23 protein-coding genes and 2 riboswitches are annotated in these 23,808 nt (G+C 66.7%); of the genes, 13 read left to right on the forward strand and 10 right to left on the reverse strand.

All coding sequences use genetic code 11. The annotated features are described in order from the left end of the window. Window positions 1–5: 5 nt before the first annotated feature. Window positions 6–125, reverse strand: a riboswitch (TPP riboswitch). 70 nt (window positions 126–195) lie between these two features. Further along, window positions 196–2,520, reverse strand: a complete 2,325-nt coding sequence (locus AncyloWKF20_RS09890) for an MHYT domain-containing protein (RefSeq protein WP_279317673.1) — start codon at window positions 2,518–2,520, stop codon at window positions 196–198. A 419-nt stretch (window positions 2,521–2,939) separates the two neighbouring features. Here AncyloWKF20_RS09890 and AncyloWKF20_RS09895 point away from each other — a divergent pair, with 419 nt between their 5' ends. Then, entirely contained in the window at window positions 2,940–3,638 is a 699-nt protein-coding gene (locus AncyloWKF20_RS09895; RefSeq protein WP_279317674.1) for a phosphatase PAP2 family protein, read from the forward strand. Window positions 3,639–3,734: 96 nt separating this feature from the next. Next, complete coding sequence (locus tag AncyloWKF20_RS09900; protein WP_267581590.1) at window positions 3,735–3,944, forward strand: hypothetical protein; 210 nt, start codon at window positions 3,735–3,737, stop codon at window positions 3,942–3,944. 64 nt (window positions 3,945–4,008) lie between these two features. Here the strand turns inward: AncyloWKF20_RS09900 and AncyloWKF20_RS09905 are convergent, their stop codons facing one another. Next, window positions 4,009–4,407: an MAPEG family protein gene (locus tag AncyloWKF20_RS09905; RefSeq protein ID WP_279317675.1), complete on the reverse strand. Its 399-nt coding sequence runs from the start codon at window positions 4,405–4,407 to the stop codon at window positions 4,009–4,011. Between the two features lie 93 nt (window positions 4,408–4,500). Here AncyloWKF20_RS09905 and AncyloWKF20_RS09910 point away from each other — a divergent pair, with 93 nt between their 5' ends. Then, window positions 4,501–5,031: an NUDIX hydrolase gene (locus AncyloWKF20_RS09910; protein ID WP_279317676.1), complete on the forward strand. Its 531-nt coding sequence runs from the start codon at window positions 4,501–4,503 to the stop codon at window positions 5,029–5,031. A gap of 63 nt (window positions 5,032–5,094) precedes the next feature. Here the strand turns inward: AncyloWKF20_RS09910 and AncyloWKF20_RS09915 are convergent, their stop codons facing one another. Continuing rightward, window positions 5,095–6,342: a multidrug effflux MFS transporter gene (locus AncyloWKF20_RS09915; RefSeq protein ID WP_279317677.1), complete on the reverse strand. Its 1,248-nt coding sequence runs from the start codon at window positions 6,340–6,342 to the stop codon at window positions 5,095–5,097. Window positions 6,343–6,590: 248 nt separating this feature from the next. On the opposite strand from AncyloWKF20_RS09915, the gene AncyloWKF20_RS09920 reads away from it, so the two are divergent. Beyond that, on the forward strand, window positions 6,591–7,088 hold the full coding sequence (locus AncyloWKF20_RS09920) for a hypothetical protein (protein WP_279317678.1): 498 nt from the start codon (window positions 6,591–6,593) through the stop codon (window positions 7,086–7,088). 84 nt (window positions 7,089–7,172) lie between these two features. Here the strand turns inward: AncyloWKF20_RS09920 and AncyloWKF20_RS09925 are convergent, their stop codons facing one another. The 3 genes from AncyloWKF20_RS09925 to AncyloWKF20_RS09935 all read right to left on the reverse strand — a co-directional run bounded on the left by AncyloWKF20_RS09925 (window position 7,173) and on the right by AncyloWKF20_RS09935 (window position 9,791). After that, window positions 7,173–8,585, reverse strand: a complete 1,413-nt coding sequence (locus AncyloWKF20_RS09925) for a TRAP transporter large permease subunit (protein ID WP_279317679.1) — start codon at window positions 8,583–8,585, stop codon at window positions 7,173–7,175. A 69-nt stretch (window positions 8,586–8,654) separates the two neighbouring features. Next, window positions 8,655–9,194 (reverse strand): TRAP transporter small permease subunit, encoded by a 540-nt coding sequence (locus AncyloWKF20_RS09930; RefSeq protein WP_279317680.1) that lies wholly within the window; start codon window positions 9,192–9,194, stop codon window positions 8,655–8,657. Window positions 9,195–9,422: 228 nt separating this feature from the next. After that, the gene (locus tag AncyloWKF20_RS09935; RefSeq protein WP_279317681.1) at window positions 9,423–9,791 is read right to left on the reverse strand and encodes a hypothetical protein; all 369 of its coding nucleotides are present in this window, start codon (window positions 9,789–9,791) and stop codon (window positions 9,423–9,425) included. A gap of 295 nt (window positions 9,792–10,086) precedes the next feature. Between AncyloWKF20_RS09935 and AncyloWKF20_RS09940 the strand changes: the two genes are divergently transcribed. Next, a complete protein-coding gene (locus tag AncyloWKF20_RS09940) occupies window positions 10,087–11,553 on the forward strand; it encodes a methyl-accepting chemotaxis protein (protein ID WP_279317682.1) in 1,467 nt (488 codons plus the stop codon). A 72-nt stretch (window positions 11,554–11,625) separates the two neighbouring features. Here the strand turns inward: AncyloWKF20_RS09940 and AncyloWKF20_RS09945 are convergent, their stop codons facing one another. The 3 genes from AncyloWKF20_RS09945 to fabG all read right to left on the reverse strand — a co-directional run bounded on the left by AncyloWKF20_RS09945 (window position 11,626) and on the right by fabG (window position 14,761). Continuing rightward, complete coding sequence (locus AncyloWKF20_RS09945; RefSeq protein WP_279317683.1) at window positions 11,626–12,834, reverse strand: prolyl oligopeptidase family serine peptidase; 1,209 nt, start codon at window positions 12,832–12,834, stop codon at window positions 11,626–11,628. A gap of 138 nt (window positions 12,835–12,972) precedes the next feature. Further along, entirely contained in the window at window positions 12,973–13,650 is a 678-nt protein-coding gene (locus tag AncyloWKF20_RS09950; protein ID WP_279317684.1) for an energy-coupling factor ABC transporter permease, read from the reverse strand. A gap of 35 nt (window positions 13,651–13,685) precedes the next feature. Continuing rightward, a riboswitch (cobalamin riboswitch) is annotated at window positions 13,686–13,904 on the reverse strand. 77 nt (window positions 13,905–13,981) lie between these two features. Then, window positions 13,982–14,761, reverse strand: a complete 780-nt coding sequence (gene fabG, locus AncyloWKF20_RS09955) for a 3-oxoacyl-ACP reductase FabG (RefSeq protein ID WP_279317685.1) — start codon at window positions 14,759–14,761, stop codon at window positions 13,982–13,984. Between the two features lie 257 nt (window positions 14,762–15,018). On the opposite strand from fabG, the gene AncyloWKF20_RS09960 reads away from it, so the two are divergent. The 8 genes from AncyloWKF20_RS09960 (at window position 15,019) to AncyloWKF20_RS09995 (ending at window position 23,119) form a co-directional block, all read left to right on the forward strand. After that, complete coding sequence (locus AncyloWKF20_RS09960; RefSeq protein WP_279317686.1) at window positions 15,019–16,173, forward strand: PotD/PotF family extracellular solute-binding protein; 1,155 nt, start codon at window positions 15,019–15,021, stop codon at window positions 16,171–16,173. Between the two features lie 203 nt (window positions 16,174–16,376). After that, entirely contained in the window at window positions 16,377–17,483 is a 1,107-nt protein-coding gene (locus AncyloWKF20_RS09965; protein ID WP_279317687.1) for an ABC transporter ATP-binding protein, read from the forward strand. 4 nt (window positions 17,484–17,487) lie between these two features. After that, complete coding sequence (locus AncyloWKF20_RS09970) at window positions 17,488–18,405, forward strand: ABC transporter permease (RefSeq protein WP_279317688.1); 918 nt, start codon at window positions 17,488–17,490, stop codon at window positions 18,403–18,405. A gap of 3 nt (window positions 18,406–18,408) precedes the next feature. Next, a complete protein-coding gene (locus AncyloWKF20_RS09975) occupies window positions 18,409–19,203 on the forward strand; it encodes an ABC transporter permease (RefSeq protein WP_279317689.1) in 795 nt (264 codons plus the stop codon). Beyond that, entirely contained in the window at window positions 19,200–20,018 is an 819-nt protein-coding gene (locus tag AncyloWKF20_RS09980; protein ID WP_279317690.1) for a DeoR/GlpR family DNA-binding transcription regulator, read from the forward strand. The genes AncyloWKF20_RS09975 and AncyloWKF20_RS09980 overlap by 4 nt, the downstream gene beginning before the upstream one ends. 49 nt (window positions 20,019–20,067) lie before the next feature. Beyond that, the gene (locus AncyloWKF20_RS09985) at window positions 20,068–20,763 is read left to right on the forward strand and encodes a cysteine hydrolase family protein (protein WP_279317691.1); all 696 of its coding nucleotides are present in this window, start codon (window positions 20,068–20,070) and stop codon (window positions 20,761–20,763) included. Window positions 20,764–20,771: 8 nt separating this feature from the next. Further along, complete coding sequence (locus AncyloWKF20_RS09990; protein ID WP_279317692.1) at window positions 20,772–21,809, forward strand: phosphotransferase; 1,038 nt, start codon at window positions 20,772–20,774, stop codon at window positions 21,807–21,809. After that, entirely contained in the window at window positions 21,806–23,119 is a 1,314-nt protein-coding gene (locus AncyloWKF20_RS09995; protein ID WP_279317693.1) for an aminotransferase class III-fold pyridoxal phosphate-dependent enzyme, read from the forward strand. Before AncyloWKF20_RS09990 ends, AncyloWKF20_RS09995 begins: the two co-directional genes overlap by 4 nt. Here AncyloWKF20_RS09995 and AncyloWKF20_RS10000 read toward each other — a convergent pair. Beyond that, window positions 23,116–23,808, reverse strand: a complete 693-nt coding sequence (locus AncyloWKF20_RS10000) for an adenosylcobinamide amidohydrolase (RefSeq protein WP_279317694.1) — start codon at window positions 23,806–23,808, stop codon at window positions 23,116–23,118. The genes AncyloWKF20_RS09995 and AncyloWKF20_RS10000 overlap by 4 nt on opposite strands.

The following is a 23,808-nucleotide window of genomic DNA, read 5'->3' on the forward strand; positions in this document are numbered from 1 at the left end:
GCTCTTGGCAGACATGTAGGCCTCCCTCCGCCAGTCTCAACTGGATCAGGTTCAAAGGGTCGCCATGCCGCGTCCGCGCGATGATGGCCTCTCAGCCCCCTGACGGGGCTCCCCCGGACGGCACTGATATAATCACGCAAGGCCCCTTTGTCACCGTCGTGTCGTCGACAATATGCAAGCGGCGCGCGTGGGGCCTCAGGCGCTGCGGGGCGGAAAAGTCACGACATTGTCGGCCCTTGGCCGCGTCGCGCCGAGAATGGCCCGCTGCAGCATGTCGCGGCTGAACGGCTTGCCGAGTCGCACCATGTCCGGCCGCGCCTCCGCCGGGAGCTCGGCATAGCCGGTGCCGAGGATCACCGGCAGGCTCGGCCAGCGCTCCAGGATGATCGCGGCGAGCTGGATACCGGTCATGCCGGGCATCGCCTGATCGGTCAGCACGACGTCGATCGCGGCGCCACTTTCCAGTGTTTTCAACGCTTCCGCGCCAGACGAAGCCTCGGTGACGGCAAAATCGAGATCCTCCAGCATCGCCGCCGTGGCGGACAGCACCAGCGGGTCATCATCAACCACCAGCACCCGCACCGCGCCCGGCTCCGGCTCCACCGGCGACGGCAGGGGCGGCACGGCTTCGGGCGGCGCGGCGGGCGCCTGCGAAGCCACCGCCACAGGCTCGACAATCGGCAAGTGGATGGTCGCCGTCGTGCCCTCCCCCAGCCGGCTCGTCAGCGCCAGCTTGCCGCCCGATTGCGCGGCGAGGCCATGCACCATGGCAAGGCCGAGGCCCGTGCCCTTGCCGACACCCTTGGTGGTGAAGAACGGCTCGGCAGCATGGGCGAGCGTCGCCTCATCCATGCCGGAGCCGGTATCGGACAGCGACAGGCAGAAATAACGCCCAGGCTTCAAGCCGTTACCGGCATCGCCCTCCTCGTCGACAGCCACCTGCGCCTCATGCGCGCTGATGACGATGGTGCCACCATCGGGCATGGCGTCGCGGGCATTCACCGCGAGATTGAGCAAAGCGAGTTCCAGCTGGTTGGCGTCCACCCGCGCCTTGGGAAGGCCGAGCGGAAAGCGTGTCTCGATCCGCACGCTCGGCCCGATGGAGCGACGCAGCAGATCGGCCATGCCGAGCACGAGTTCCGGCACATCGACCGGTTCGGGCTTCAGATCCTGCCGGCGGGCGAAGGCGAGCATGCGCTGGGTGAGCGCGGCGCCGCGCTGGGCGGCCTGCAACGTGTTGTCGATCAGCGTCTGCAGGCGCGGCTCGTCCGGCGCGCGCTTACGCACCAGTTCGAGATTGCCCATGATGACCGCCAGCAGATTGTTGAAATCATGCGCGATTCCGCCGGTGAGCTGGCCCACGGCCTCAAGCTTCTGCGCCTGACGCAGCGCCTCTTCGGCCTGGCGGCGGTCGGTAATGTCGATGAGGCCGCACAGCGTCTTGACGAGCGTGCCCTGCGCATCGCGCTCGGCCACCGCCGAGAGCACGCAGTCGAGACGCCGGCCGTCCTTGCTCAGGAACTGGTACTCGGCCTCGAGGAGTTCGCCGGTGCCGAGCAGGCGCGGCCAGTGTTCCTCATTGCGTTGCCGCGCCGATTCCGGCGTCATGAAATCGGTCAGCGGCCGGCCGACCACTTCCTCGCGCGCATAGCCGAGAAGGTCGAGCCAGCGGTCGCTCACCTGCTCGATGCGCCCATCGGCCCCCAGCGAATGCAGCGGCAGCGGGGTGCGACGGTACAGGTTGCGATAGCGCTCCTCCCCCTCGCGCCACATCGCGGTCTCGCGCTGCGCCAGCAGGGTGAAGCGCCGGTCATAGATCGCGGCGAGCAGGGCGGCGGCGCATATGGTGAAGCTTGCGGCCGCGACGGCGATGACCAGATGGGCATTGTCGAAGGCGCCGCCACGCACGGCGACGATATGGCCCTCGCCGGGCAGGAAGCTCACGCCGGCCATGGCGACATAGTGCATCCCGGCGATGCCGAGCCCCAGCGCGACCGCGCCAGCCACCCGCTCGACAAGGCTGTGATGGCGGAACGCCAGCCATAGCGCGGCCGTCGAGGCGGACACGGCTACGATCACCGCGGCGCCGGCATAGAGGAAGTCATTGGCGATGGCGCCGGTCATGCGCATCGCCGCCATGCCGGTGTAGTGCATGCCGACAATGGCGAGGCCCATGAACATGCCGGCCAGGACGAGGCGTGCGATGGGGATGCCGGGCTGGCTGGCGGCGATCAGTGCCAGTCCCGTCGCTGCCACGGCAATCAGCAGCGACAGCGCGGTGAGCTCGAGGTCGTAATGGATCGCGAGGCCGGCATTCAGCGCCAGCATGCCGACGAAGTGCATCGCCCAGATGCCCCCGCCAAGCACGAGCGCGGCCAGCGCGAGCCAGCCGACCCTTGCGCGCCCGGAGGCCACCGGGATGCGACCCGCAAGGTCCAGAGCCGTGAAAGAGGCGGCGATGGCGATCAGCACCGACAGCGTCACAAGCCCCGGATCATGGGTCGCGACGTGATCCATCATCCCCGGCCAGCTCCCCTGTGCGGCACGCGTGCTCTCCCTAGGAGAGACGATAGATCGAAATCGCCGCTATTCAGTCAAGACACAGCTGGGCGACCGCCGCAACCATGCACGGCCGCGCGGAGGCGTCAGCTCAGATAGCCGAGGAACCAGAGGATAAGGATAACCGGCAGCGGAATACCCACCAGCCACAGAAGTCCACCCTTGAACATGTCGCTCTCCCAGCCTGTTGGATCAGAAGCACTGTCCGCTCGGGTCAACCCCTGTGAGCGAAGATGCAGAGGGGAACCCCTCGTCCACCATTCCGGTTCCATGGGTGGCGCCCTACCTAAAGCAGCAGATTGCCGGCACCCGATTGCCGGCTGGGCCCAATCAAACGGTGGTGCATGAAATCATCCCTGTCCGTCGTCCCGCGTTGGCTCATGGCCGAATTCAGCGTTTTCCTCGCGATCGCCGGCGCTGCCGCCGGGCTGCTCGCCTTCGCGCAGCTCGCCGATGGCGTGGTGGAGGGCGAGACCCACGCCTTTGACGAGGCGGTGCTGCGCGCCTTCCGCGCACCGGGCGACCCGGCCGATCCGCTGGGGCCGCTCTGGCTGGAAATCGTGATGCGCGACATCACCGCGCTCGGCAGCACGACGGTGCTTACCCTCATCACCGCCGCCGTGGTCGGGTTCCTCATCATGGACCGCAAGGGCGGCGCGGCGCTCTTCGTGGTGACGGCGGTCGCCGGCGGCGGGGCGCTGAGCTACCTGCTGAAGATCGGCTTCGACCGACCGCGCCCGGACCTCGTCGCGCATCTGGTCGACGTGCACACGCTGAGCTTCCCGAGCGGGCACGCCATGGGCGCCGCCGTGACCTATCTGACGCTGGCCGCCCTCATTGTGCGCACCGAGCGCCGCCGCCGGCTCAAAGCCTATGTGCTGTTCGTCGCCGTCAGCCTGACGCTGCTCATAGGCCTGAGCCGCATCTATCTCGGCGTCCACTGGCCGACCGACGTGCTGGCGGGATGGTGCGCTGGCAGTGCCTGGGCGTTGATCTGCTGGCTCGTCGCCTTGTGGTTGCAGCGGCGCGGGCAGATCGAGAAGGAGGACGGCACGACCCAGGCTGACGCGAAAAGCTGACCGGCGCTCTCAACTCGCCATGGCTTTCGGCGCGGCGACGGCTATCCTTGGCGCGATGAGGCCGCCAGAGCCTCCGCCAGTGCCAAGGAGAAACACATGTCGATCAGCCCGCCGGAAGGCCAGCTTATCCCCGAGATCGGTGTGATTGAGACCACCGAATCGGACAACGTCCTGCATTGGGATGGCGACGAGCTTTATGTGGAGCAGGACGTCTATCACAACGGCCAGCTCGTGCACCGCAAGTACCGGCGCCGCGTGACCAAGCAGGTGGCGCAGGCCATCGCCCGGATGCTAGCCCAGCACTGACGACGATGACGGGCCGCGGCATTGACCGGCCGGCGCTGCCGGCCGGTCCGCGAGCGACAGAGAACTAGAACGGCAGAAGAATCGCCAGCATCACCAGGGCAAGCCCGGCCATGGATGCCAGCCACACGGCCGAGCGTACATAGGGTATGCCGAGCGCGTAGAGCGGCACATAGATCACCCGCGTCGCCAGGAAGAGGCTCGCCCCCAGCGCGGTAAGCACGCCCTCGCGCCCCGCCACATGGGCAATCAGCACCGCCGCGATGAACAGCGGCAAGGTCTCGAACAGATTCGCCTGCGCTCGCCGCAACCGGCCGGTGACCACGCCGACCGGGGGGCCGGGCTCATCGCGGGCACTGGCATTATAGGCGACGCCTGTCTCACGATTGCGAAACATCGCCGGTAGCATGATCTGAATCACAGCCAGGACGAGTGACCAGGCGAGAATCGTCAGTTCCAACGTCATGTGCACCGCTACCCTCGTGAAATGTCGTTATACGCGCCGCCAAATTGACGAAAAATGTCGTAATCCGCGCCGTGTACACTAGATTGGTCTACCATGGCGAAAAGCAAGCAACATAACCGCCAGGCGAAGGATGGCCGTGTACTCCAGCAGGTTGCGGCCTTGCCCTACCGGCTGTCTTCCGACGGGCGCCTGCAGATCCTCGTTCTTACCTCGCGTGAAACGCGTCGGGCGGTCATCCCCAAGGGATGGCCGATGAAGAATCACAAGGATTGGAAGTCGGCCCAGATCGAGGCGTGGCAGGAGGCCGGCATTGTCGGCGATGTCAGCCGCAAGAAGCTCGGCCAGTACCGCTACTGGAAACGGCTGGAGAGCCATTTCGCGCTGGTCAAGGTGTCGGTCTTTCCGCTGGCCGTGCGCCGGCAGCTCGACGACTTCCCCGAGCGCGGCGACCGGCTGCATGTGTGGATGAGCCCGGAGGATGCGGCGCTGCTGATCGACGAGACCGATCTCGGCACCCTCATCACCGCCTTTGCGGCCTCGGCCGAATGGCGCAAATCCGCCCGCACGCATTTTCCCGAGGTAGCCGCGGCGCCGAGCCTCGCGCCCGCACTCGCCACGGCCTGACGAACCGCGCCGAGGCAGCCTTGGGTCGGGGAGCGACCGGGAGGCGACGCCAGAGAGGCCCGCTCAGGATTTGGCCGGGGCGCCGCTCGAATGGAACAGCCGCCCGCGCTCGGCAAACAGCACCCAGCCCAGCGCCCCGATCCCGAGTGCCGCGAAGCCCAGCGTTAGCGGCAGTGTCGTGCCGTCGAAAAGCTGGCCGAGCCCGAAGCCGAGCAGCGCACCGCCGACCGTGCTCACAAAGCCCAGCGCCGAGGAGGCGGTGCCCGCCACATGGCCCACCGGCTCCATCGCCATGGCGTTGAAGTTCGACACCATGAGGCCGAAGAAGAACATCATCAGCGCCTGCAGCACCGAGAAGGTCCAGATCGTCTCGACGCCCGCCAACACCACGGCGGCATGGATCAGCGTCACCGTGAGATAGCCAAGCAGCGCCGCGTGGGAGACCCGGCGCATGCCGAGCTTGCCGACGACCTTGGAGTTCAGCAGCGAGGACAGCGCCATGAACACGGCGATGAGGGCGAAGATCAGCGTGAACAGCTCGCGCGCGCCAAACGCATCGGCGAACACCTGCTGGGCCGAGTTGATGAAGCCGAACAGGCCGCCCATCACCATGGTCATGGCCAGCATGTAGCCGACGGTGACGCGGCTGCGGAACACCAGCCCGAAGGCGAAGGTGATACCGCGCACGGAGATCGGCGTGCGGTTCTCCTCCTTCAGCGTCTCCGGCAGGCGGATCATCGTCCAGACGAACAGCACCGCGCCGAACAGGAACAGCATGAAGAAGATCGCCTTCCACGGCGCCACCAGCATGATCAGCTGGCCGATGGAGGGGGCGACGATGGGCACGGCGAGGAACACGATGAAGGCAAGCGACATCACCCGCGCCATCTGCCGGCCGGAATAACAATCCCGCACGATGGTGATGGCCAGGATGCGCGTTGCCGCCGAGCCGACGCCCTGGATGGCGCGCGCGGCAATCATGACGCCCAGCGACGGCGCGAAGTAGCAGCCGACGGAAGCGATGGTGTAGATGCCAAGCCCGACCAGCAGCACCGGCTTGCGGCCGAAGCGGTCGGCCAGCGTGCCATAGACGATCTGCGCCAGGCCGAAGCCGAGCAGATAGGCGGTGATGACGATCTGCGTGTGGTTGGCCGTGTCGATGTTCAGCGCCCGGCCGATTTCCGGCAGCGCGGGCAGCATCGAATCAATGGCGATGGCATTGGTCGCCATCAGCGCCGCGATGTAGCCGACGAACTGGCGAAACCCCATGCCGGGATGCGGGGGGGCCGTGGGGGCGTCGGTTTTATTCATGGCGGGTCCGTCATCTGCAGGGCCGCGGCGCGCAGGCCGGGCGGAAGGCCCGCCTTATCGCGCAGATTTCGCACGGCCCCAATGCACCGAAAGACACAGATTTGCGATTTCGCATTTACGAACATTGCTGGCGTGCTGGCTCGGCCTCAAAGATGAGGCCTATCATCAAAAACCGCGCTTCCACCCCTCGCCCGCGCGGGTGGCGTCGCCGGCCAAGCCGGGCGCCGCGGCGCATTGGGGAGCGCATCATGAACATCTTCGACCCGACCAACTGGACGGGCTTTCACACCTGGCTGAGCCTCATTGCCATCGCCACCGGCGTGGTCGTGCTTCTCGACCTGATCGCCGGACGCGAGCGCGGCGCCTGGACGGCGGTGTTCCTCGCGACCGCCGTGCTGACCAGCGCCACCGGCTTCGGCTTTCCGTTCACCGGACTTCTGCCCTCGCACATCGTCGGCATCGTCGCCCTCGTCGTGCTCGCAGGGACCATTCCGGCCCGCTACCTCTTCGGCCGCGCGGGCGCGTGGGGCTGGGTCTACGCCATCGGCGTCACCATCAGCCTGTGGCTGCTGGTCTTCGTCGCCGTCGCGCAGGCTTTCGCCAAGGTGCCGGCTCTGAAGGCGTTGGCGCCGACGCAGGCCGAGCCGCCCTTCGCCATCGCCCAGCTGGCGGTGCTGGCGCTGTTCGTGGTCGCTGGCGCCCTCGCGGTGCGCGGCAGGCGCCCGGCGATCCACCGCCACGCCTGACCCGCATAGGGGACTGACCCGCACCGGCGGCCGGCCCGCAAACGAACATCCCGGACGCACCTGTCGTCCGGGATGAGCGAGGGATCAGAACTGCGGCGGGCCCATATTGAGCGGCGGCGGTTCCATCTGCGGGATGTCGAGCTGGATGGTCGAGGGATCGACCGTCGATCCGGCGCTGATCCAGTAGGTCACCGCCTCCGGCCACATGATGACCACCACCACCAGAATGAGCTGCATGAACAGCCACGGAATAGCGCCCCAATAGATCTGCGAAGTGCGGATCGACGGCGGGGCGATGCCGCGCAGATAGAACAGCGCGAAGCCGAAGGGCGGGTGCATGAACGCCGTCTGCATGTTCACGCAGAGCAGCACGCCGAGCCAGATCAGATTGATGTCCAGCTTGATCGCCACCGGCACCAGCAGCGGCACGATGATGAAGGCGATCTCGAAGAAGTCGAGGAAGAAGGCGATGAAGAAGATGAAGACGTTGACGAACACCAGGAAGCCGATGCGCCCGCCCGGCAGCTGGGAGAGCAGGTGCTCGATCCACAGCGCGCCGTCCATGCCCTGGAAGACAAGGCTGAACACGGTCGCGCCGATGAGGATGAACACCACCATCGAGGTGATGCGCATGGTCGAGGCCATGGCCTGACGGATCAGCGGCCAGGTCAGGCGCCCGTGCATCGCCGCCAGCACGATGGCGCCGACCGCGCCCATGGCGCCCGCTTCCGTCGGCGTGGCGAGGCCCATGGCCAGGGTGCCGAGCACCAGCATGATCAGCACGATGGAGGGCACCATGCCCCACAGCACCTGCTTGATCAGCGGCCAGCCGCCCTCCCCGCGCGCTTCCGGCGGCAGCGGCGGCATGGTCTGCGGCTTGATGAGCGAGAGCACGAAGACATAGGCGAGGAAGATCGCCACCTGCAGCAGCGAGGGGCCGATGGCGCCGAGATACATGTCGCCGACCGGCTTGCCGAGCTGCTCGGCGAGGATGATCAGCACCAGCGACGGCGGAATGAGCTGGGTGATGGTGCCCGAGGCCGCGATCACGCCGGTGGCCAGCTTCTGGTCGTAGCCATAGCGCATCATCACCGGCAGCGAGATCACGCCCATGGCGATGACCGAGGCCGCCACCGTGCCGGTGATCGCGCCCAGAATGGCGCCGACGATGATGACCGCATAGGCGAGGCCGCCCGGCACCTTGCCGAACAGCTTGCCGGTGCCTTCCAGGAGATCCTCGGCGAGGCCGCAGCGCTCAAGAATGGCGCCCATGAAGGTGAAGAACGGGATCGCCAGCAGCAGGTCGTTGGAGATGATGCCGTAGAAGCGCAGCGGCAACGCCTGCAGGAAGGCCGGGTGGAAATGGTCGGTCAGGACACCGAGCGTGCCGAAGAACAGGCCGACGGCGACGAGGGAAAAGGCCACCGGAAAGCCGGCCAGCATGAAGCAGATCATGCCGGCGAACATCAGCGGGGGCATCACGCCATGAGAGAACATGAGAGGGCTCGTCGGTCGTGGTGTCGGGAAGAGACAGGGCGATGGCGGCAGCCGCGGGGAAGTCAGCGTCTATTGCAGCGGCTTCTCATAGGTCGTCTCGACCTCGATCACGCCGGCAAGGCCGCCGATGCGCTTGATGAGCTCCGAAATCGCCTGGAGCGTCAGCAGCGCGAAGCCGAGCGGCAGCAGCAGCTTGGCCGGCCACAGGATCAGACCGCCGGCATTCTGCGACATCTCGTCGGAGAGAAAGGACTGCCAGAAGAAGGGGAAGCTGAGCAGGGTGAGATAGATGCTGGCCGGGATGAGGATCACGATGAAGCCCACCGTGTCGATCCACAGGCGGGCGCGCGGCGAGACCGACATGTACAGCAGGTCGACGCGCACATGCTCGTTCTTCTGCAGCGTGTAGGGCGCGCCGAGCAGCACCAGCGCGCCGAACAGATACCACTGGATCTCCAGCAGGCCGTTGGTGCTGTAGCTGAGAAGATAACGCACCGTCGCATTGCCGGCGCTGATCAGGCAGGAGGTGAGCACGCACCAGTCGGCGATACGGCCGAACTTCTCATTCAGCCAGTCAATAATCCGGCTGAAGGCAAGTAGAGCCCCCATGCGACGTCCCCCTCCAATTCGCGCCGACTTTTGTCGTTGCGCAGGCTGAGGCGTGCAATCGCCTCCTGAGCCACTTTCGGCAAGATAGACCATGGTCTCACGCAATTAAAACCCGCGCGACCGCATTCAGCGGCCGGCGGGCTTGATGACGTAAGGTCATGCCGGATCACGAGAACCGGTCAGCGGCCACAAAGCGGCACGGTCACTGGCTTCCCCCAGAGCGTACCGTCAGGCGATCCGCGCGGCCGGAACCGAGGGACGGCGCGGATGCTCGGGCCGAACCAGCGGGGGCAGCTTCCAGCCCATCAGCTCGCAGGTGATGAGGTGGTCCTGCGGATCGCGGATCTCCACCGGTCGCTGATTCCCAGCGCGGCGCATTTCCATCGCCCGGTCAGCGGCCTCGCGCACCGTGGCGTAGCGGGCCCGCTTCATCGGACCCATGACGCCAGAGGTCGACGCGTCCGCGTAATAGAGGATGTAATAGGGGCATGTGTCCTGCGGGGACGAGGCCCCTGCCGGAGCTGACGCCGGCTGGGCCGCGCCCGCCGTTTCCTGACGCCAGTCGCGCGCTGCGATCGGTAGGCCTGCCTCGGACATGACGAGGTCTCTCCTGATTGTACGAAGGCCGTTAGCTGGGGGCAGAAAACGGCCCCAACGCACGACGGTCAATCAGTTTATTTTTACGAAACCTTGGAACAAAAGCGTTCATCGGAATTATACGTGAAATTACAGGTAAAAAGCCTTACATTATTACCTTTAAAAGCAAAAATGTAGGTAGTTACGCTTAGTAAGAGAGGTTAGATCACCGCTTGGAGATGGCCGGCCAGCCACGAGCAAGCTTCGCTGGCTACCCCTCTCCGCATCCCCACGCTGCAGGCCCCGCGGAGACCCTATGAGCCCTGCCTCTCTTCACACCCTTCAGCGCCCGCGTTGGCGCGGCGTCGATACGACCCTGATCGATGGCCTGCCCGCCGCGGTCCTCATGTGCGACACGCAGGGCACCATCCGCTACGCCAACCCGCAGGCGCGCGAGGCGCTGGGCGCGATCCGCAGCGCCCTGCCCATGGCGATCGAGGCGCTCATTGGCTCCAGCCTCGCTGCGTTCAATCTCGATCTCGGGACCGACGGGCACCGCCTGGCGCGGCCGAAGAACCTGCCGATCGACGAGATCGTCACGGTGGGCGACCAGCAGCTGCGTTTGCGCATCGGCGCGGTGCCGGCCAAGGGACTTCACGAGCAGCTCCAGATCGTGCTCAGCGTCGAGACCGAGACCTTGGCGGCCGAGCACCGTTATCGCCGGTTGCAGCAGATGGTCGAGCAGATGCCGATCAACGTCATGACCTGCACGCCGGACTTCACCATCGACTACGCCAACAAGACCAGCCTCGACACGCTCGCCCGCATCGAGCAGTTCCTGCCGATCAAGGCGTCGGAGCTCGTCGGCTCCTCCATCGACGTCTTCCACAAGAAGCCCGAGATGCAGCGGCGCATGCTGGCCGATCCGTCGAACCTGCCGCATCGCGCGCGCATCAAGGTCGGGCCGGAGACGCTGGACCTCAACGTCTCCGCCCTGACGACCCCCGAGGGTGTCTATGAAGGCCCGATGCTGACCTGGGCGGTCGTCACCGACGCCGTCAATGTCGCCACCAATGTGACGGCGGCCGTGAACGAGCTTGGCGAGTCCTCGCAGGCCATGGGCGCGGCGAGCGACCAGCTGACATCGCTGACCGCGCAGAGCGAGGACATGTCCTCCACCGTCGCCGCGGCAGCGGTCGAGATGTCCGTCTCCTTCGCCGAGGTCAGCAAGCAGATCCATGGCGCCACCCAGATGGCCGGTCAGGCCGCCGCGCGCGCCGACGCCGCCAACGGGCTGGTCAGCGGCCTCGTCGAGAGCGTCGAACGCATCGGCAATGTCTCCTCGATGATCGAGCGCATCGCCTCGCAGACCAACCTTCTCGCGCTCAACGCCGCCATCGAGGCGGCGCGTGTCGGCGAGGCCGGCAAGGGCTTTGCCGTCGTCGCCTCCGAGGTGAAGGAACTGGCGATGCAGACCGCCAATGCCACCAAGGAGATCAGCACGCAGGTCGAGAGCGTGCAGCGCGCGAGCAGCACGGCGGCGCTCGCCGTGGGCGAGATCACGCAGAATGTCAGCACCATGCGCGACGTGTTCGCCAGCATCTCCGCTGCGGTGGAAGAGCAGAGCGCGACCAACGGCTCGGTCAGCCAGAGCATGAACAGCGTGAGCGGCGTGGTCAGCCAGATCCGTGGTGCCGCTGGCGATGTGCGCCGCGTCTCCACCTCGCTAACCAATGTCGGCGACCGCCTGCGCGAGGAGGTACGCGTCCTGCTGGCGCGCTGACCTTACCCTAGGCCCCGACACGACAGGCACCCCGCGGGGTGCCTGTTTTCGTTTGCGGCGGCCTGGTAGCGGCTACTTGCTGTCGAACCACGCCTTCCAGAGCGGGATGGCGGTGGCGTAGGTTCCCCGATGATCGGTCGGCCCGGTCGAGATCGCCTCGACCTGCATGTTGCCGGCGCCAATGCCGCGCTGATAGGTCATGGCGAGCTGGCCTAGACCCGGCGTGATCACCTCATCCTTCTCGCCATAATAGTTGCGCACCGGGCTGCGGATGATCCAGCGATAGGCCTGCGTCTCGTTGAGCAGGATGCGGCCATAGGCCGAGGCGCGGAAGAAGCGGGCGTCGAAATACTCGGCCCGCACCAGATCCTTCACCGCCGTGGGAATATGCGAGGGATCATAGGGTTTGCGCTCATAGGCCGCGCGGGCGACGTCGTAATAGCTGTCATTGATGAGCGAGCGCGCGAGGCCCGGCACGCCGTAGTAATTCTCGAAGGAGAAGGCGGTGAGGATGAACAGCGTCGTCACCCAGGTGGCGTCGTTCGGGCGGGGAAAATCGAGAAAGCCGCTCAGCGCCGCGTAGCCATCAAACGGCGCGCTCGCAGTGGCGGCGCCGTCCACGGCGATGCCGGCCTCCTCCAGCTTCTGCAGCATCGCCATGGTGACGAAGCCGCCCTGCGACCAGCCGCCGAGGAAGAGCTTGGTCGTGGTGATGTTCATCTGCGCGAGCACGGCGCGGCTCGCCAGCAGCATGTCATAGGTCGCCTGCTGGTGGCTCGCCTTGACCAGATAGCCCTCCGGCTCGGCGCTGGCGCCCATGCCGAAATAATCGGCGCCGATCACCGCATAGCCCTGGCCGGCGAAAAGAGCGAGGGCCAGTTCCGTCTCCGGCGACTGGTCGGGGAAGGAGGGCACCTGCTTTTTCCCGTACACCGTGCCGTGCTGGTAGGAGAGCAGCGGGAAGCTGGTTCCGTCCGTGTCCGGCAGGGCGAGCAGGCCGGTGGTGATGATCGGCCGGTTGCCCTGCTCCGGCACCACGGAGGGGTAGGTGACGCGGTAGAGCCGCACGGCATTGCGGGCTGGCGCATAGGCGACGGTGACGCCGAAAAAGCGCGGCGCCTCAGTGGTGAGGATCGCGTTCAGCTTGTCGGCGTCCCAGCGGCCGATCAGCTCATAGGAGACGCCGGAGGGAACGGCACTCGCGCCATCTGCCCGCGCCGTGAGGCTCCCGCCCGCCAGCGTCAGCGCCAGTCCCAGCAGCGCGCGCGATATCCAACCCATCACCGTCTCCCCGGCGCCAACCCAGGCGCGTCGGCACACGGTATCCCGCCGCCGCGCGCTTTCGACAAGGGGGCGCTCAACGCAAAGGGCCCGGCAACAACGTGCCGGGCCCTCGCTTTTCAGAGTGGATGCGGAAAATCAGGCGGCTTCGAACAACCGGCGCTCGACCACCGGCGTGCCGCGCAGCCCGCCCAGCGCCTTGGCGGCGGCGAGCACCGCAAGATCGACCAGAGGCTCGACGATAATGACGAGCATATAGGCCGCGCCGAAGGAGGCGATGGACGCGCCATTCTCGACCGTGAAGCCGTGGCCGTAAAACGCCCAGAACGCCACCCACACGACGATGCCCGCCTGATAGGTGGTGGAGAGCGCCAGCGCCTGGCGGTACTTCAGCTCGATATAGGGCGTGTTCGGCGCGATGACCTGCTTGGCCAGCGCCATCAGCGCGAAGAGCGGCACCAGGAGGGTGGTGACGTTCATGCCATATTGCGGCAGGTCGAAGGGGGCGAAGAACAGGCCCTGGATCAGCAGGCCGGCGGCGAGGCCGATGGCGGCCGGAGCGACGCCGAAGATCAGGAACAGCGTCGAGCCGAGGATCAGGTGAACCTCGGAAACGCCCACCGGATGGTGCGGCAGGAGTTCAAAGAAGGCGAAGACCAGCGCGGTGGTCGCGATGCTGCGCGCCGCCAGCGAGGCGAGGCCGCGGGTGGCGATCGCCTCGCCCGCGAGCTTGAGCGTGTAGGCGCCGGCGCCGGCCGCCGTCACATAGCTGAGCCAGATCTTCCCTTCGGCCACGAGGCCGGGTTCGATATGCATAGTCGTCTCCTGTGCCGTCTCACCCGACGGCGTGCGTGTGGACCCATGCGCATGGCCGGTCTCCTGACTCGCGGGTCACAGCACGACTTCCGCCTTCCCGGCCTCCCCTTGCGGGTCGAACCAGTGGCGTGATGGAAGGCGCTCGCCGCTCACAGTCGCGGGGGCGGTCGGGGCTTCGGGCTTGCGCCCTTCCCCGTTCCCGTTTCACCCGGCCGAGTCATCCCCGGCCGGACACCATGTGCAGCGCCCATCAGCGCGCGCGAACGGCTCGCGAGTCAAGCATCGCGTCGCGCACGCCGCGCTGGCGCCGGAAAACAGCGGGGATGGCGCGTCAGGCGACGCCCATCTCGTCGAGCGCCATGGGCGACTCGGGCAGCACCTGCCCGCCATCGATCACCATGCCCTGCCCGGTGATGTAGCCGGCTTCCTCGCTGGCGAAGAACAAAGCGGTGTTGGCGATGTCGAACACCGTGCCGAGCTTCTTCATCGGCACGCAGGCGGCGGTGGAGGCGATATAGGCCTCGCCCATGCCCTCCATGCCCTCGGTGAGGATGTTGCCTGGCATCACCGCGTTCACCGTGATGTTCCACGGCGCCAGTTCGATCGCCGCCGTGCGCATGAAGCCCATCTGCCCGGCCTTCGAGGCACCGTAATGGGTCCAGCCGGGAAAGCCGGTGATCGGTCCGGTGATCGAGGAGGTGATGACGATGCGCCCCTTCTTCGCCGCCTTCATCGCCGGCAGCACGGCGGAGACGGAGAGGAAGGTGCCCTTGAGGTTGGTGTCCATGACGAGGTCGAAATCGTCCTCGGTCATGGCGCCGAGCTTGGCCGCCGGGAAGATACCGGCATTGGCGCAGAGCACGTCGATGGCGCCGTAGCGGTCGAGCGCCGCCTGCGCCATGGCGAGCGTGTCGGCGGTCTTGGTCACGTCGGCGGCGAAGGCGGAGGCGCGCGGGCCAATCTCGGCGGCGACCTTCTCGGCTTCCTCCAGCTTGCGGCTGACCACCAGCACGTTGAGACCAGCTTGGCCGAAGCGCAGCGCGATCCCGCGGCCGATGCCCTTGCTGGCGCCGGTGACGATGACGGTTTTTCCCTCAAGCGACGTGAACATGGTCGGGTAGGCCCTCTGGATGTCGTTGTTTTTCAAAGGACTGGCAGCCAGGCGGCGGTGAGCGCCTGCCCCATGGTCAAGGATTAGGCTGCCTTCCTTTTCATCAGGGTGCGCTGCAAAAATGGTGTTGTAAAGCCCAAATGGCGATGTTTAGGATCACACACAGTCCAACATAAGAACCACATCCGCTCACCATGGATGTGGTCAATCCCGCGCGGCGGCGGCCCGTCCGTGCCAACAATCCAGAGGACGTCGACATGTCAGGCATTTCCAGAAGGTCGCTGCTCAAGGGCATGGGCACCGGGCTCGGCGCGCTCGCCGCCGCCGGTCCCATGTTCTCCGCCAACAAGGCGTTCGCCGCCCGCGAGAAGGAACTGAACATCCTGTGCTGGGAGGGCTACAACTCCGCGCAGGTGCTCGACCCGTTCCGCTCCAAGACAGGCGCGACGGTGAAGGCCGAGAGCCTCACCAACGATCCCACCATGATCAACCGCCTGCGCGCCGGCGAGATCAACACCTGGGATCTGATCAATGTGAACAATCCCTGGGCCCGCAAGGTGATGCTGCCGGAAAAGCTCATCAAGCCGCTGCCCAAGGCCGAGTTCGAGCCGTTCTTCGACAAGATGCTGCCCGAGTTCAAATGGCCCTATAAGTGGGCGATGAGCGATGACGGGAAGGATCTGGTCGGCATGGCCCAGCGCTTTGGGCCCTACAGCTTCGTGGTCAACACCGACAAGATCAGCCGCAAGACCGCCGAGGATACCGGCTGGGATCTGTTCAACGACCCCGCGCTCGCCGGCAAGTACGGCATTCTCGAGTCGGATGACTGGAACGTCTTCAACATCTTCATCATCGCCGGCATCGACCCGTTCAAGTCCCACACGCCGGAAGAGTTCGCCAAGTTCGAGGAGACCGCCAAGCGCGTCTTCAAGGGCGCCAAGCTCATCGGCGACATCGCCTCGATGAACCAGGCGCTGATCTCCGGCGAGATCGACCTGCACATGACCGGCGGCACCTATTCGGTCTCCCCGGCCCGCGCCGACGGCCACCCGAACCTGCGCGGCATCACCCCGCTGCGCGGCCCGCTGCCGGGCGGCAAGGGCGGCATCGCCTGGATCGAGATCACCTCGACGGTGAACAACCCGAACCTGTCGCCGCTGGCGCTCGAGTTCCTGAAATATGTGCAGGCGCCCGACGTCGCCCACACGGTCGCCTTCGCCGAGGGCACGTTCAACCCGGTGGCGCAGATGGGCACCAAGGCGTGCTTCGACCTCTTCACCAAGGACGAGCTCGACGCCATCCAGTGGGACAGCCTGCAGGAAGAGATGGATCGCTCGGTGCACTACGACATCGTGCCGGATTACGACAAGGCGCTCGACATCATGAACGCCGCCAAGCGCCTGCGCGGCTGATCGTTCCTCATCATGGCCGGGCTTGGCCCGGCCATCCACGCCTTAAGTCGCGCGAGCAAGTTCAGGTGCACCTCGAAAGACATGGATCCCCGGGCCAAGCCCGGGGATGACGTTGAGGAAACGGCGACCGCCACTTCCTCGTGCCCCGGCCTCCCAATGGCACCTGCACCAACACCACCTGTCCACGACCCGGAAGAACCCGCATGCTCCAGACCACGCCCGCCGGCGATACGCCCAAGCCGATCCTGCAACTGGTGGGGGTGCGCAAAACCTTCGGTGGCTTCAATGCCGTGGACAATATCGACCTCGACGTGCGCGAGGGCGAGTTCCTCACCATTGTCGGCCCCTCCGGCTCGGGCAAGACCACGCTGCTGCGCATGCTGGCCGGCATGGACACGCCGACCGAGGGCAACATCACCCTGCATGGCGAGCTGATCAACGACATGCCGCCCAACAAGCGGCCGACCTGCCTCGTCTTCCAGTCTCTGGCTCTGTTCCCGCACAAGAGCGTCGGCGAGAACATCGCCTTCCCGCTCAAGGTGAAGGGCGTCGATGCGAGCACCCGCAAGGCGCGCGCGCTGGAGCTGATGCGCGTCGTCCGCCTGCCGGAAAACTATTACGACAAGAACGTGATGAAGTGCTCGGGCGGCGAACGCCAGCGCGTCGCGCTGGCGCGCGCCTTCGCCTATGACCCGCAGGTGCTGTTCTTCGACGAACCCCTCTCCGCCCTCGACTACAAGCTGAAGAAGGCGCTGGAGAAGGAGCTGAAGGATCTGCACCGCGAGACCGGCAAGACCTTCATCTACATCACCCATTCGCTGGAAGAAGCGATGGTGATGAGCGACCGCATCGGCGTGATGCGCGCCGGCCGCCTCGTGCAGGTCGGCACGCCTGAGGAGATCTATGGCGCGCCGGTGGACCGCTTCGTCTCGGAATTCGTCGGCGAGGTGAACACCATCAAGGTGAAGCGCGGGGCCGATGGCGCGTGGGACGGGGTTGACGTGCCCGGCCGCTTCACCGTGCGCCCGCCGCAGGACGGCGCGATGCTGGACGAGGCCTTCGTGGTCGTCCGCCCGGAATATATGCGTTTCCTCAATCCGGGCGACGCGGCCGACAACCGGGTCGAGGGCACGGTCTACAACGAATATTCGCTCGGCTCACGCATCCAGTATCAGGTCCGCGTCGGCGCGGGCGCGGCTGAGAAGGTGATGCTGGTCGAGCTGTCGCGCTCACGCGCCCTGCCGCCTGGCGCCGACCGCACGGTGACGCTCGGCTGGGACGCCGCCGACGCCTTCACGCTCGGGAGCTGACCTCATGTCCAGCCTCGCCGTCGCCTCCACCGCCGCCCCGCCGGCCGAGAGCCCGCGCGCCCTGCGCCAGCAGCGTATGCTCTCGCTCGGCGCGCGCTGCGCGCTGCCCGTCGCGCTCCTGCTCGGCATCGGCTTTCTCGCCCCTCTGGTGGCGATCCTCGCCTATGCCTTCGCCACGCCTCGCAGCTTCGACGTGTTCACCAGCTTCACGCTGGAGAACTTCGCCGGGCTGTTCGACCCGACCAACACGGTGTGGATCTCCTTTGCCTGGTCCTGCGGCTTCGCGCTGTTCACCGTGGCGATCCTCGCCGTCATCTCCTACCCCATCGCCTATGGGCTGAACGCCGTGTTCGGGCGCTGGGCGGGGCTCATCAGCGTGTTCTTCGTCTTCCCGCTTTTCGTCTCGGAAAACGTCCGGCTCTATGGCTGGGTGCTGTTCTTCATCAAGAACGGCGTGCTCGACGGCTCGCTGAAATGGCTCGGCTTTTCCGGCGGGCCGGAGGTGCTGTTCACGCCGGGCATCACCCTGTTCGGCATGGTCTATACCTACCTGCCCTTCATGCTGTTCCCGATGACACTGGGCATCGCCCTCGTGCCCCGCGACCTCGTGGATGCCGCGCGCGACCTCGGCGCCGGGCGGATTTTCATCTGGCGCGAGATCGAGCTGCCGCTGGCCATGCCCGGCATCATGATCGGCATGCTGCTGACCTTCGTGCTGGCCATCGGTGCGACGGCGGAGGCGAAGATCCTCGGCGGCCAGTCGATCATCGTCATCTCGCACGATATCGAGATCGCCTTCACCTATTCGCAGAACTGGCCGCTCGGTTCCGCCCTCTCGGTGCTGGTCACACTGTTCATCGGGGTGCTCACCTTGTTCGCGCTGTCGAAGCTCGACCTCGACCGCATGCTCGGGAGGCGCTGAGCCATGACCCACAAGCGCACCAACGCCCTGATCTGGATCTGGACGCTCTTCGTCATCGCGGTGATCTACCTGCCGATCGTCTGCGGCGCCCTCGCGAGTTTCAACAAGAGCCGCTATTTCGGCTTCCCCATCAAGGTCTACTCGACCGAATGGTGGGACAAGACCATTGCCTCGATCGAGATCGGCATGATCGTGCGGAACTCGATCGCCATCGCCCTGCTGGTGACGGTGCTGTCCGTCGTCATCGCCACCTGCGGCGCGCTCGCCTTTGCCCGCTATGACTGGAAGGGCCGCCGGCTGTTCCAGAAGCTGATCATGCTGCCGATCTTCTTCCCGCAGCCGGTGCTCGGCCTCGCCTTGCTGCTCGGTTTCAGCGCCGTCGGCATCCAGACGAGCTGGATGACCGCCGTCTTTGCCCATCTCGTCTGGATCGTGCCGGTGGTGACGCTGGTCATCGCCATCCAGGTCTATGGCTTCGATCCGGCGCTGGAGGAAGCCGCGTTCGATCTCGGCTGCACCCGGCTGCAGGTGCTGCGCGAGGTGACGCTGCCCATCCTGTGGCCGGGCATCTGGTCGGGGATGCTGTTCGCCTTCCTGCTGTCGTGGAGCAACTTCCCGCTGTCGCTCTATACCGCCGGCGCCGACTCGACGATCCCGAAATGGCTCTATGCCAAGATGGTCGCCGGCTACACGCCGATGGTCCCGGCGCTCGGTACCATGGCGACGCTGGCGGCGGCGGTGCTGCTGCTGGTCGGCGGGCTCGCCGGTATCCTCCTGCGCAGGCGCGCCGCAGCATGAGCGAGGACGACGCAGCCCGCGAAGAGACCCGCGAGCGTCGCCGCCCGCGTCTCGACAAGGCGGCGCGCCACGAGCGCATCCTCGCCGAGATGATGGCGACGCCGACCCTGCGCGTCGGTGACCTCGCGGCCGATCTCGAAGTCTCCACCGAGACGATCCGGCGCGACCTGTTCGAGCTGCAGGAGCGCGGCCTGATCAACCGCACCTATGGCGGGGCCGTGCGCCCCTTCGCCGCCGAGCCGGCGGTGACCGAGCGCCACGGCATGATGGTGGCCGAGCGCGAGGCTATCGCCGCCATGGCGGTGAAGTTCATCAAGCCGAAGGAAGTCATTGCCATCGGCGCCGGCGCGACCACCACCCATGTCGCCCGACGCATGGCGGCGGAGTGCCGGGACATCACCGTCATCACCCATTCCTTCTCGGTGGCGACGGTGGTGGCGGCGAACCCGACCATCGACGTCATCATGTGCCCCGGCCGCTACAATGCGCGCGAGGGCATGATGGTGGGCGCCGAGACCATCGACTTCCTGCAGAACTACAACGTCAACCGCGCCATTCTCGGCATTTCCGGCATTACCACGGACGGCCTCGCCGATGCCGAGGCGCCGGCGGCCTGGGTCTACAAGGCGATGATGAACCGCGCGGCGGAAACGCTCGTCGTCTCCGACCACAAGAAATTCGATGTGCAGGCCCTCGCCATCTGGGCCCACATTCCCGACATCCAGCGTCTGGTGGTCGATCAGGCGCCGGGCGGGGCGGTGGCGCGGGCGCTGGCGCGCGCCGGCGTCGAGATCACCGTGGCGAGCCGGCGATGAGCCCCGCCCCGATGATCCAGAACCGGACGACGCAGAACCGAGGTGCCGCGTGAGCTGGAAGACCGAAAACCGCTCCTTCTACTATGCGCTGGCGCCCGAGCCGGACGATCCGGTGCTCGACCCCGCGACCACGGCCCTGCTCGTGATCGACGTGCAGAACACCTATCTGGAGCGCCCCGACCGCGCCTCGCTCGCGAGCGAGGCCGAGCGTGCGCATTACGACGGCTGGACGCCGTTCCATGAACGCATGCACGGCACGGTGATCCCGAACATCGCCGATCTGCTGGCGCGCTTCCGCGCCCGCGGCATCGAGTGCCTGTTCGCCCGCATCGCCTGCCAGACCACGGACGGGCGCGACCGTTCGCTCAGCCAGAAGAAGCCCGGCTTCAACAATCTCCTGCTGCCCAAGGATGAAGTGGCCTCGCTGATGGTGCCGCCGCTCGCCCCGGTCGGGGACGAGATCGTCGTGACCAAGACTACGGACAGCGCGCTCACCGGCACCAATCTGCGGCTGATCCTCGCCAATCTCGGCATCCGCACCGTCATCTGCGTCGGTATCTTCACCGACCAGTGCGTGTCCTCCACAGTGCGCAGCCTCGCCGATGAGAGCTTCGACGTCGTGGTGCTCGACGATTGCTGCGCGGCGGCGACCGACGATCTGCACCGGCGCGAACTGGAGATCATCAACATGATCTACTGCAACGTGATGCGCGCCGCCGATCTTAAAACCCTGATGAAGCTGTGACGCCGCCGATGACCCAGCCCATGTATGATGATGCGTTCCTGGCGAAGCTGGAGGCCGGCCTGCGCGGTGCCCTGCCCTTTTGGGGCCTGTCGGACGCCACCGCGCTGAAGCTGCTCACCATTTCCGAGAACGCCACGTTCCGCGCGCATGACCCGGCAAGCGGGCGCCACGTCGTGTTCCGCGTCCACCGGCCGGGCTATCACACCCGCACGGAGATCGAATCCGAGCTCGCCTGGCTCACCGCGCTCGGGCGCGACGGCGTCGTGGCGACGCTCACCCCCGTGCCGAAGACCGACGGCACGCTGATCGCCGATATTGACGACGAGGGCACCACCCGCCACGCCGTCGCCTTCGAGCTGGTCTCGGGCCGCGAGCCGGCCGAGGGCGAGGATCTGCCGCGCTGGTTCCGCGAGCTCGGCGCCATCAATGCCCGGCTGCACGCCCATGCCAAGAGCTGGCAGCCGCCGGAAGGCTTCGTGCGCAAGCGCTGGGACTATGACGCCATGCTCGGCAGCGTGCTGCTCTGGGGCGACTGGCGCGCCGCGCTCGGCCTCACCGAGGAAGGCCGCGCGGTCCTTGAGCGCACCGCCCTCGTGCTGCGCGATCTGGTCGAGGATTACGGCACCGCGCCGGATCGCTTCGGCCTTGTCCATGCCGATATGCGCGTCGCCAATCTCTTGGTCGATGGCGACCGGCTCTCAGTGATCGACTTCGACGATTGCGGCTTCTCCTGGTATCTCTACGACTTCGCCGCCGCCATCAGCTTCGTCGAGCACGAGCCCTATATCCCGCAGCTTCAGGCCGCCTGGATCGAGGGCTACCGCACCGTCGCGCCGCTCACGGACGAGGAATGCGCCATCCTGCCCGTCTTCATCATGCTGCGCCGGATGCTGCTCACCGCCTGGGTCGCCTCTCACGCCGAGACGCCCACCGCGCAGGCCATGGGCGAGGCCTATACGGACGGCACGGTCGCGCTCGCCCGCGCCTTCCTCTCCACCTATGATCAGGCCCGGCCGGCCACCGACAGCGCGAGGGCCGCATCATGAAGAGCCGCGAACTGCAGATCCTCTCGCTCAACGCCTTTGACGGCGCGGGGGCGGGCCTCGCCCCGGACATCGCCGCCCTCGTCGAGCGCCGCCGGAAGAACTACGGGGCGGCCTCCGTGCTGTTCTACGAGGAGCCGCTGAAGATCGTGCGCGCCGAGGGCGCCTATCTCTACGCCTCGGACGGGCGCGGCTATCTCGACTTCTACAACAATGTCCCGACCGTCGGGCACTGCCACCCCAAGGTAGTGGAAGCGGTGCGCCAGCAGATCGGCGCCTTCAACATCCATTCGCGCTATTTGTTCGACGTGGCGCATGACTATGCCGAGAAGCTGCTCGCCACCTTCCCCGCGCCGCTGAGCAATCTCGTGCTCGCCTGCACCGGATCGGAGGCGAACGACCTTGCCCTGCGCATGGCCAAGCGCCAGAGCGGCGGCACGGGCTTCGTGGTGACGCGCACCGCTTACCACGGCAACACCGCGGCGGTGACGGAAGTCTCGCCCTCCTCCTATAAGCGCGGCGCGCCGCCCCCGCATGTGCGCCTCGTGCCGCCGCCCGATCCGGCGCTGTTCGGCAATGATGTCGCGCAGGGCTTTGCCGATGCGGTGGCCGCCGCCATCGCCGCGATGGAAGCGGACGGCATCAAATTCGCCGGCCTCTTGGTCGATTCCATCTTCTCCTCGGACGGCGTGTATGCCGACCCGCCGGGCTTCCTGAAGGCGGCGGTCGAGGTGGCGCACAAGGCGGGCGGGCTGTTCATCGCCGATGAAGTGCAGCCCGGCTTCGGGCGCACCGGGGCGGGCATGTGGGGCTTTTCCCGCCACGGGCTCGTTCCCGACATCGTCACCATGGGCAAGCCGATGGGCAATGGCTACCCCATTGCCGGCGTGGTGACGCGGCCGGAAATCCTCTCCGATTTCTGCGACGATTTCGGCTATTTCAACACCTTCGCCGCCACCCCCGTCGCCACCGCCGCTGCCCTCGCGGTGCTGGAGGCGATCGAGGAAGACGGGCTTATCGCCAATGCCGCGAGCGTGGGCCGGCACCTGATGGCCCGCCTCAAGCACCTTCAGGCGAAAACCCCGATCACCGCCGTGCGCGGCGCCGGTCTCTATCTCGGTGTCGAGTTCGGCGACGAGGCGGGCCAGTCGCCGGCCACCGCCACGCACCTCATCAATGGCCTGCGCCAGCGCGGCATCCTCATCGGCGCCGCCGGCCAGTTCGGCAATGTGCTGAAGATCCGCCCGCCGCTCTGCGTCACCCTCGCCCATGCCGACGAGCTGGTCGACGCGATGACGGAGCTGCTGGCCTAACCCCCGCGAGGCGGCGCGCCGATCCACTCGGCCGCCGCCTGCCGCACCGCGTTGAGCACGCAGGCGCCCACCGCCTCGCCAATCGCCGTGTGCATTCCCGCATAGGATTCGCCGGCGCAAGGCTCGCCGTCAGGCGCTTGCGGCGCCGCCATCACCACGCAATCCGTGCCGGTGCCGGTGACGGGCGCGTCCATCCCCGCCGCGCGGTAACCCGCCTCGATCAGCGCCACCGTGCGCGCCTGCACGGCGAGCGCGCTTGCCTCCAGCAGCGCGGCATCGGTCAGCGGCCGGTCGACATAAGCGAGGATGTTGATCGTCCCCGCACCTTCCGGCGCCCCGGATTCCTGCGCCATCGCCCGCCGGATGCCGATCCGCTCGCCATTGCGCAGGCCCAGCGTGACGATGGCACCCGCCCGCACGCCCTCCACCTTCGCTGTCCCACAGACATAGGCGGCGACATTGCGCGCCGTGAGCATCCCCACCGCCTCGGTGAGCCCAGTTGCGGCGAGCTCCTCGGCGAACCAGCGGCCGGCATCGACCTCCGGCCCCAGTTCCCCCGCGCCGACCTCGCGCCACGCCACATCGCGCGCGGTCACGAAACCCGGCCGGTGCGGAGCCCAGCTCACCATGCGATGCGGCGCGGCAAAGCGGACTGTGAGCCACGGCCGCCGACAGTCGATCGCCAGCAT

It is taken from the genome of Ancylobacter sp. WKF20 (genome assembly GCF_029760895.1).
GTDB lineage: Bacteria > Pseudomonadota > Alphaproteobacteria > Rhizobiales > Xanthobacteraceae > Ancylobacter.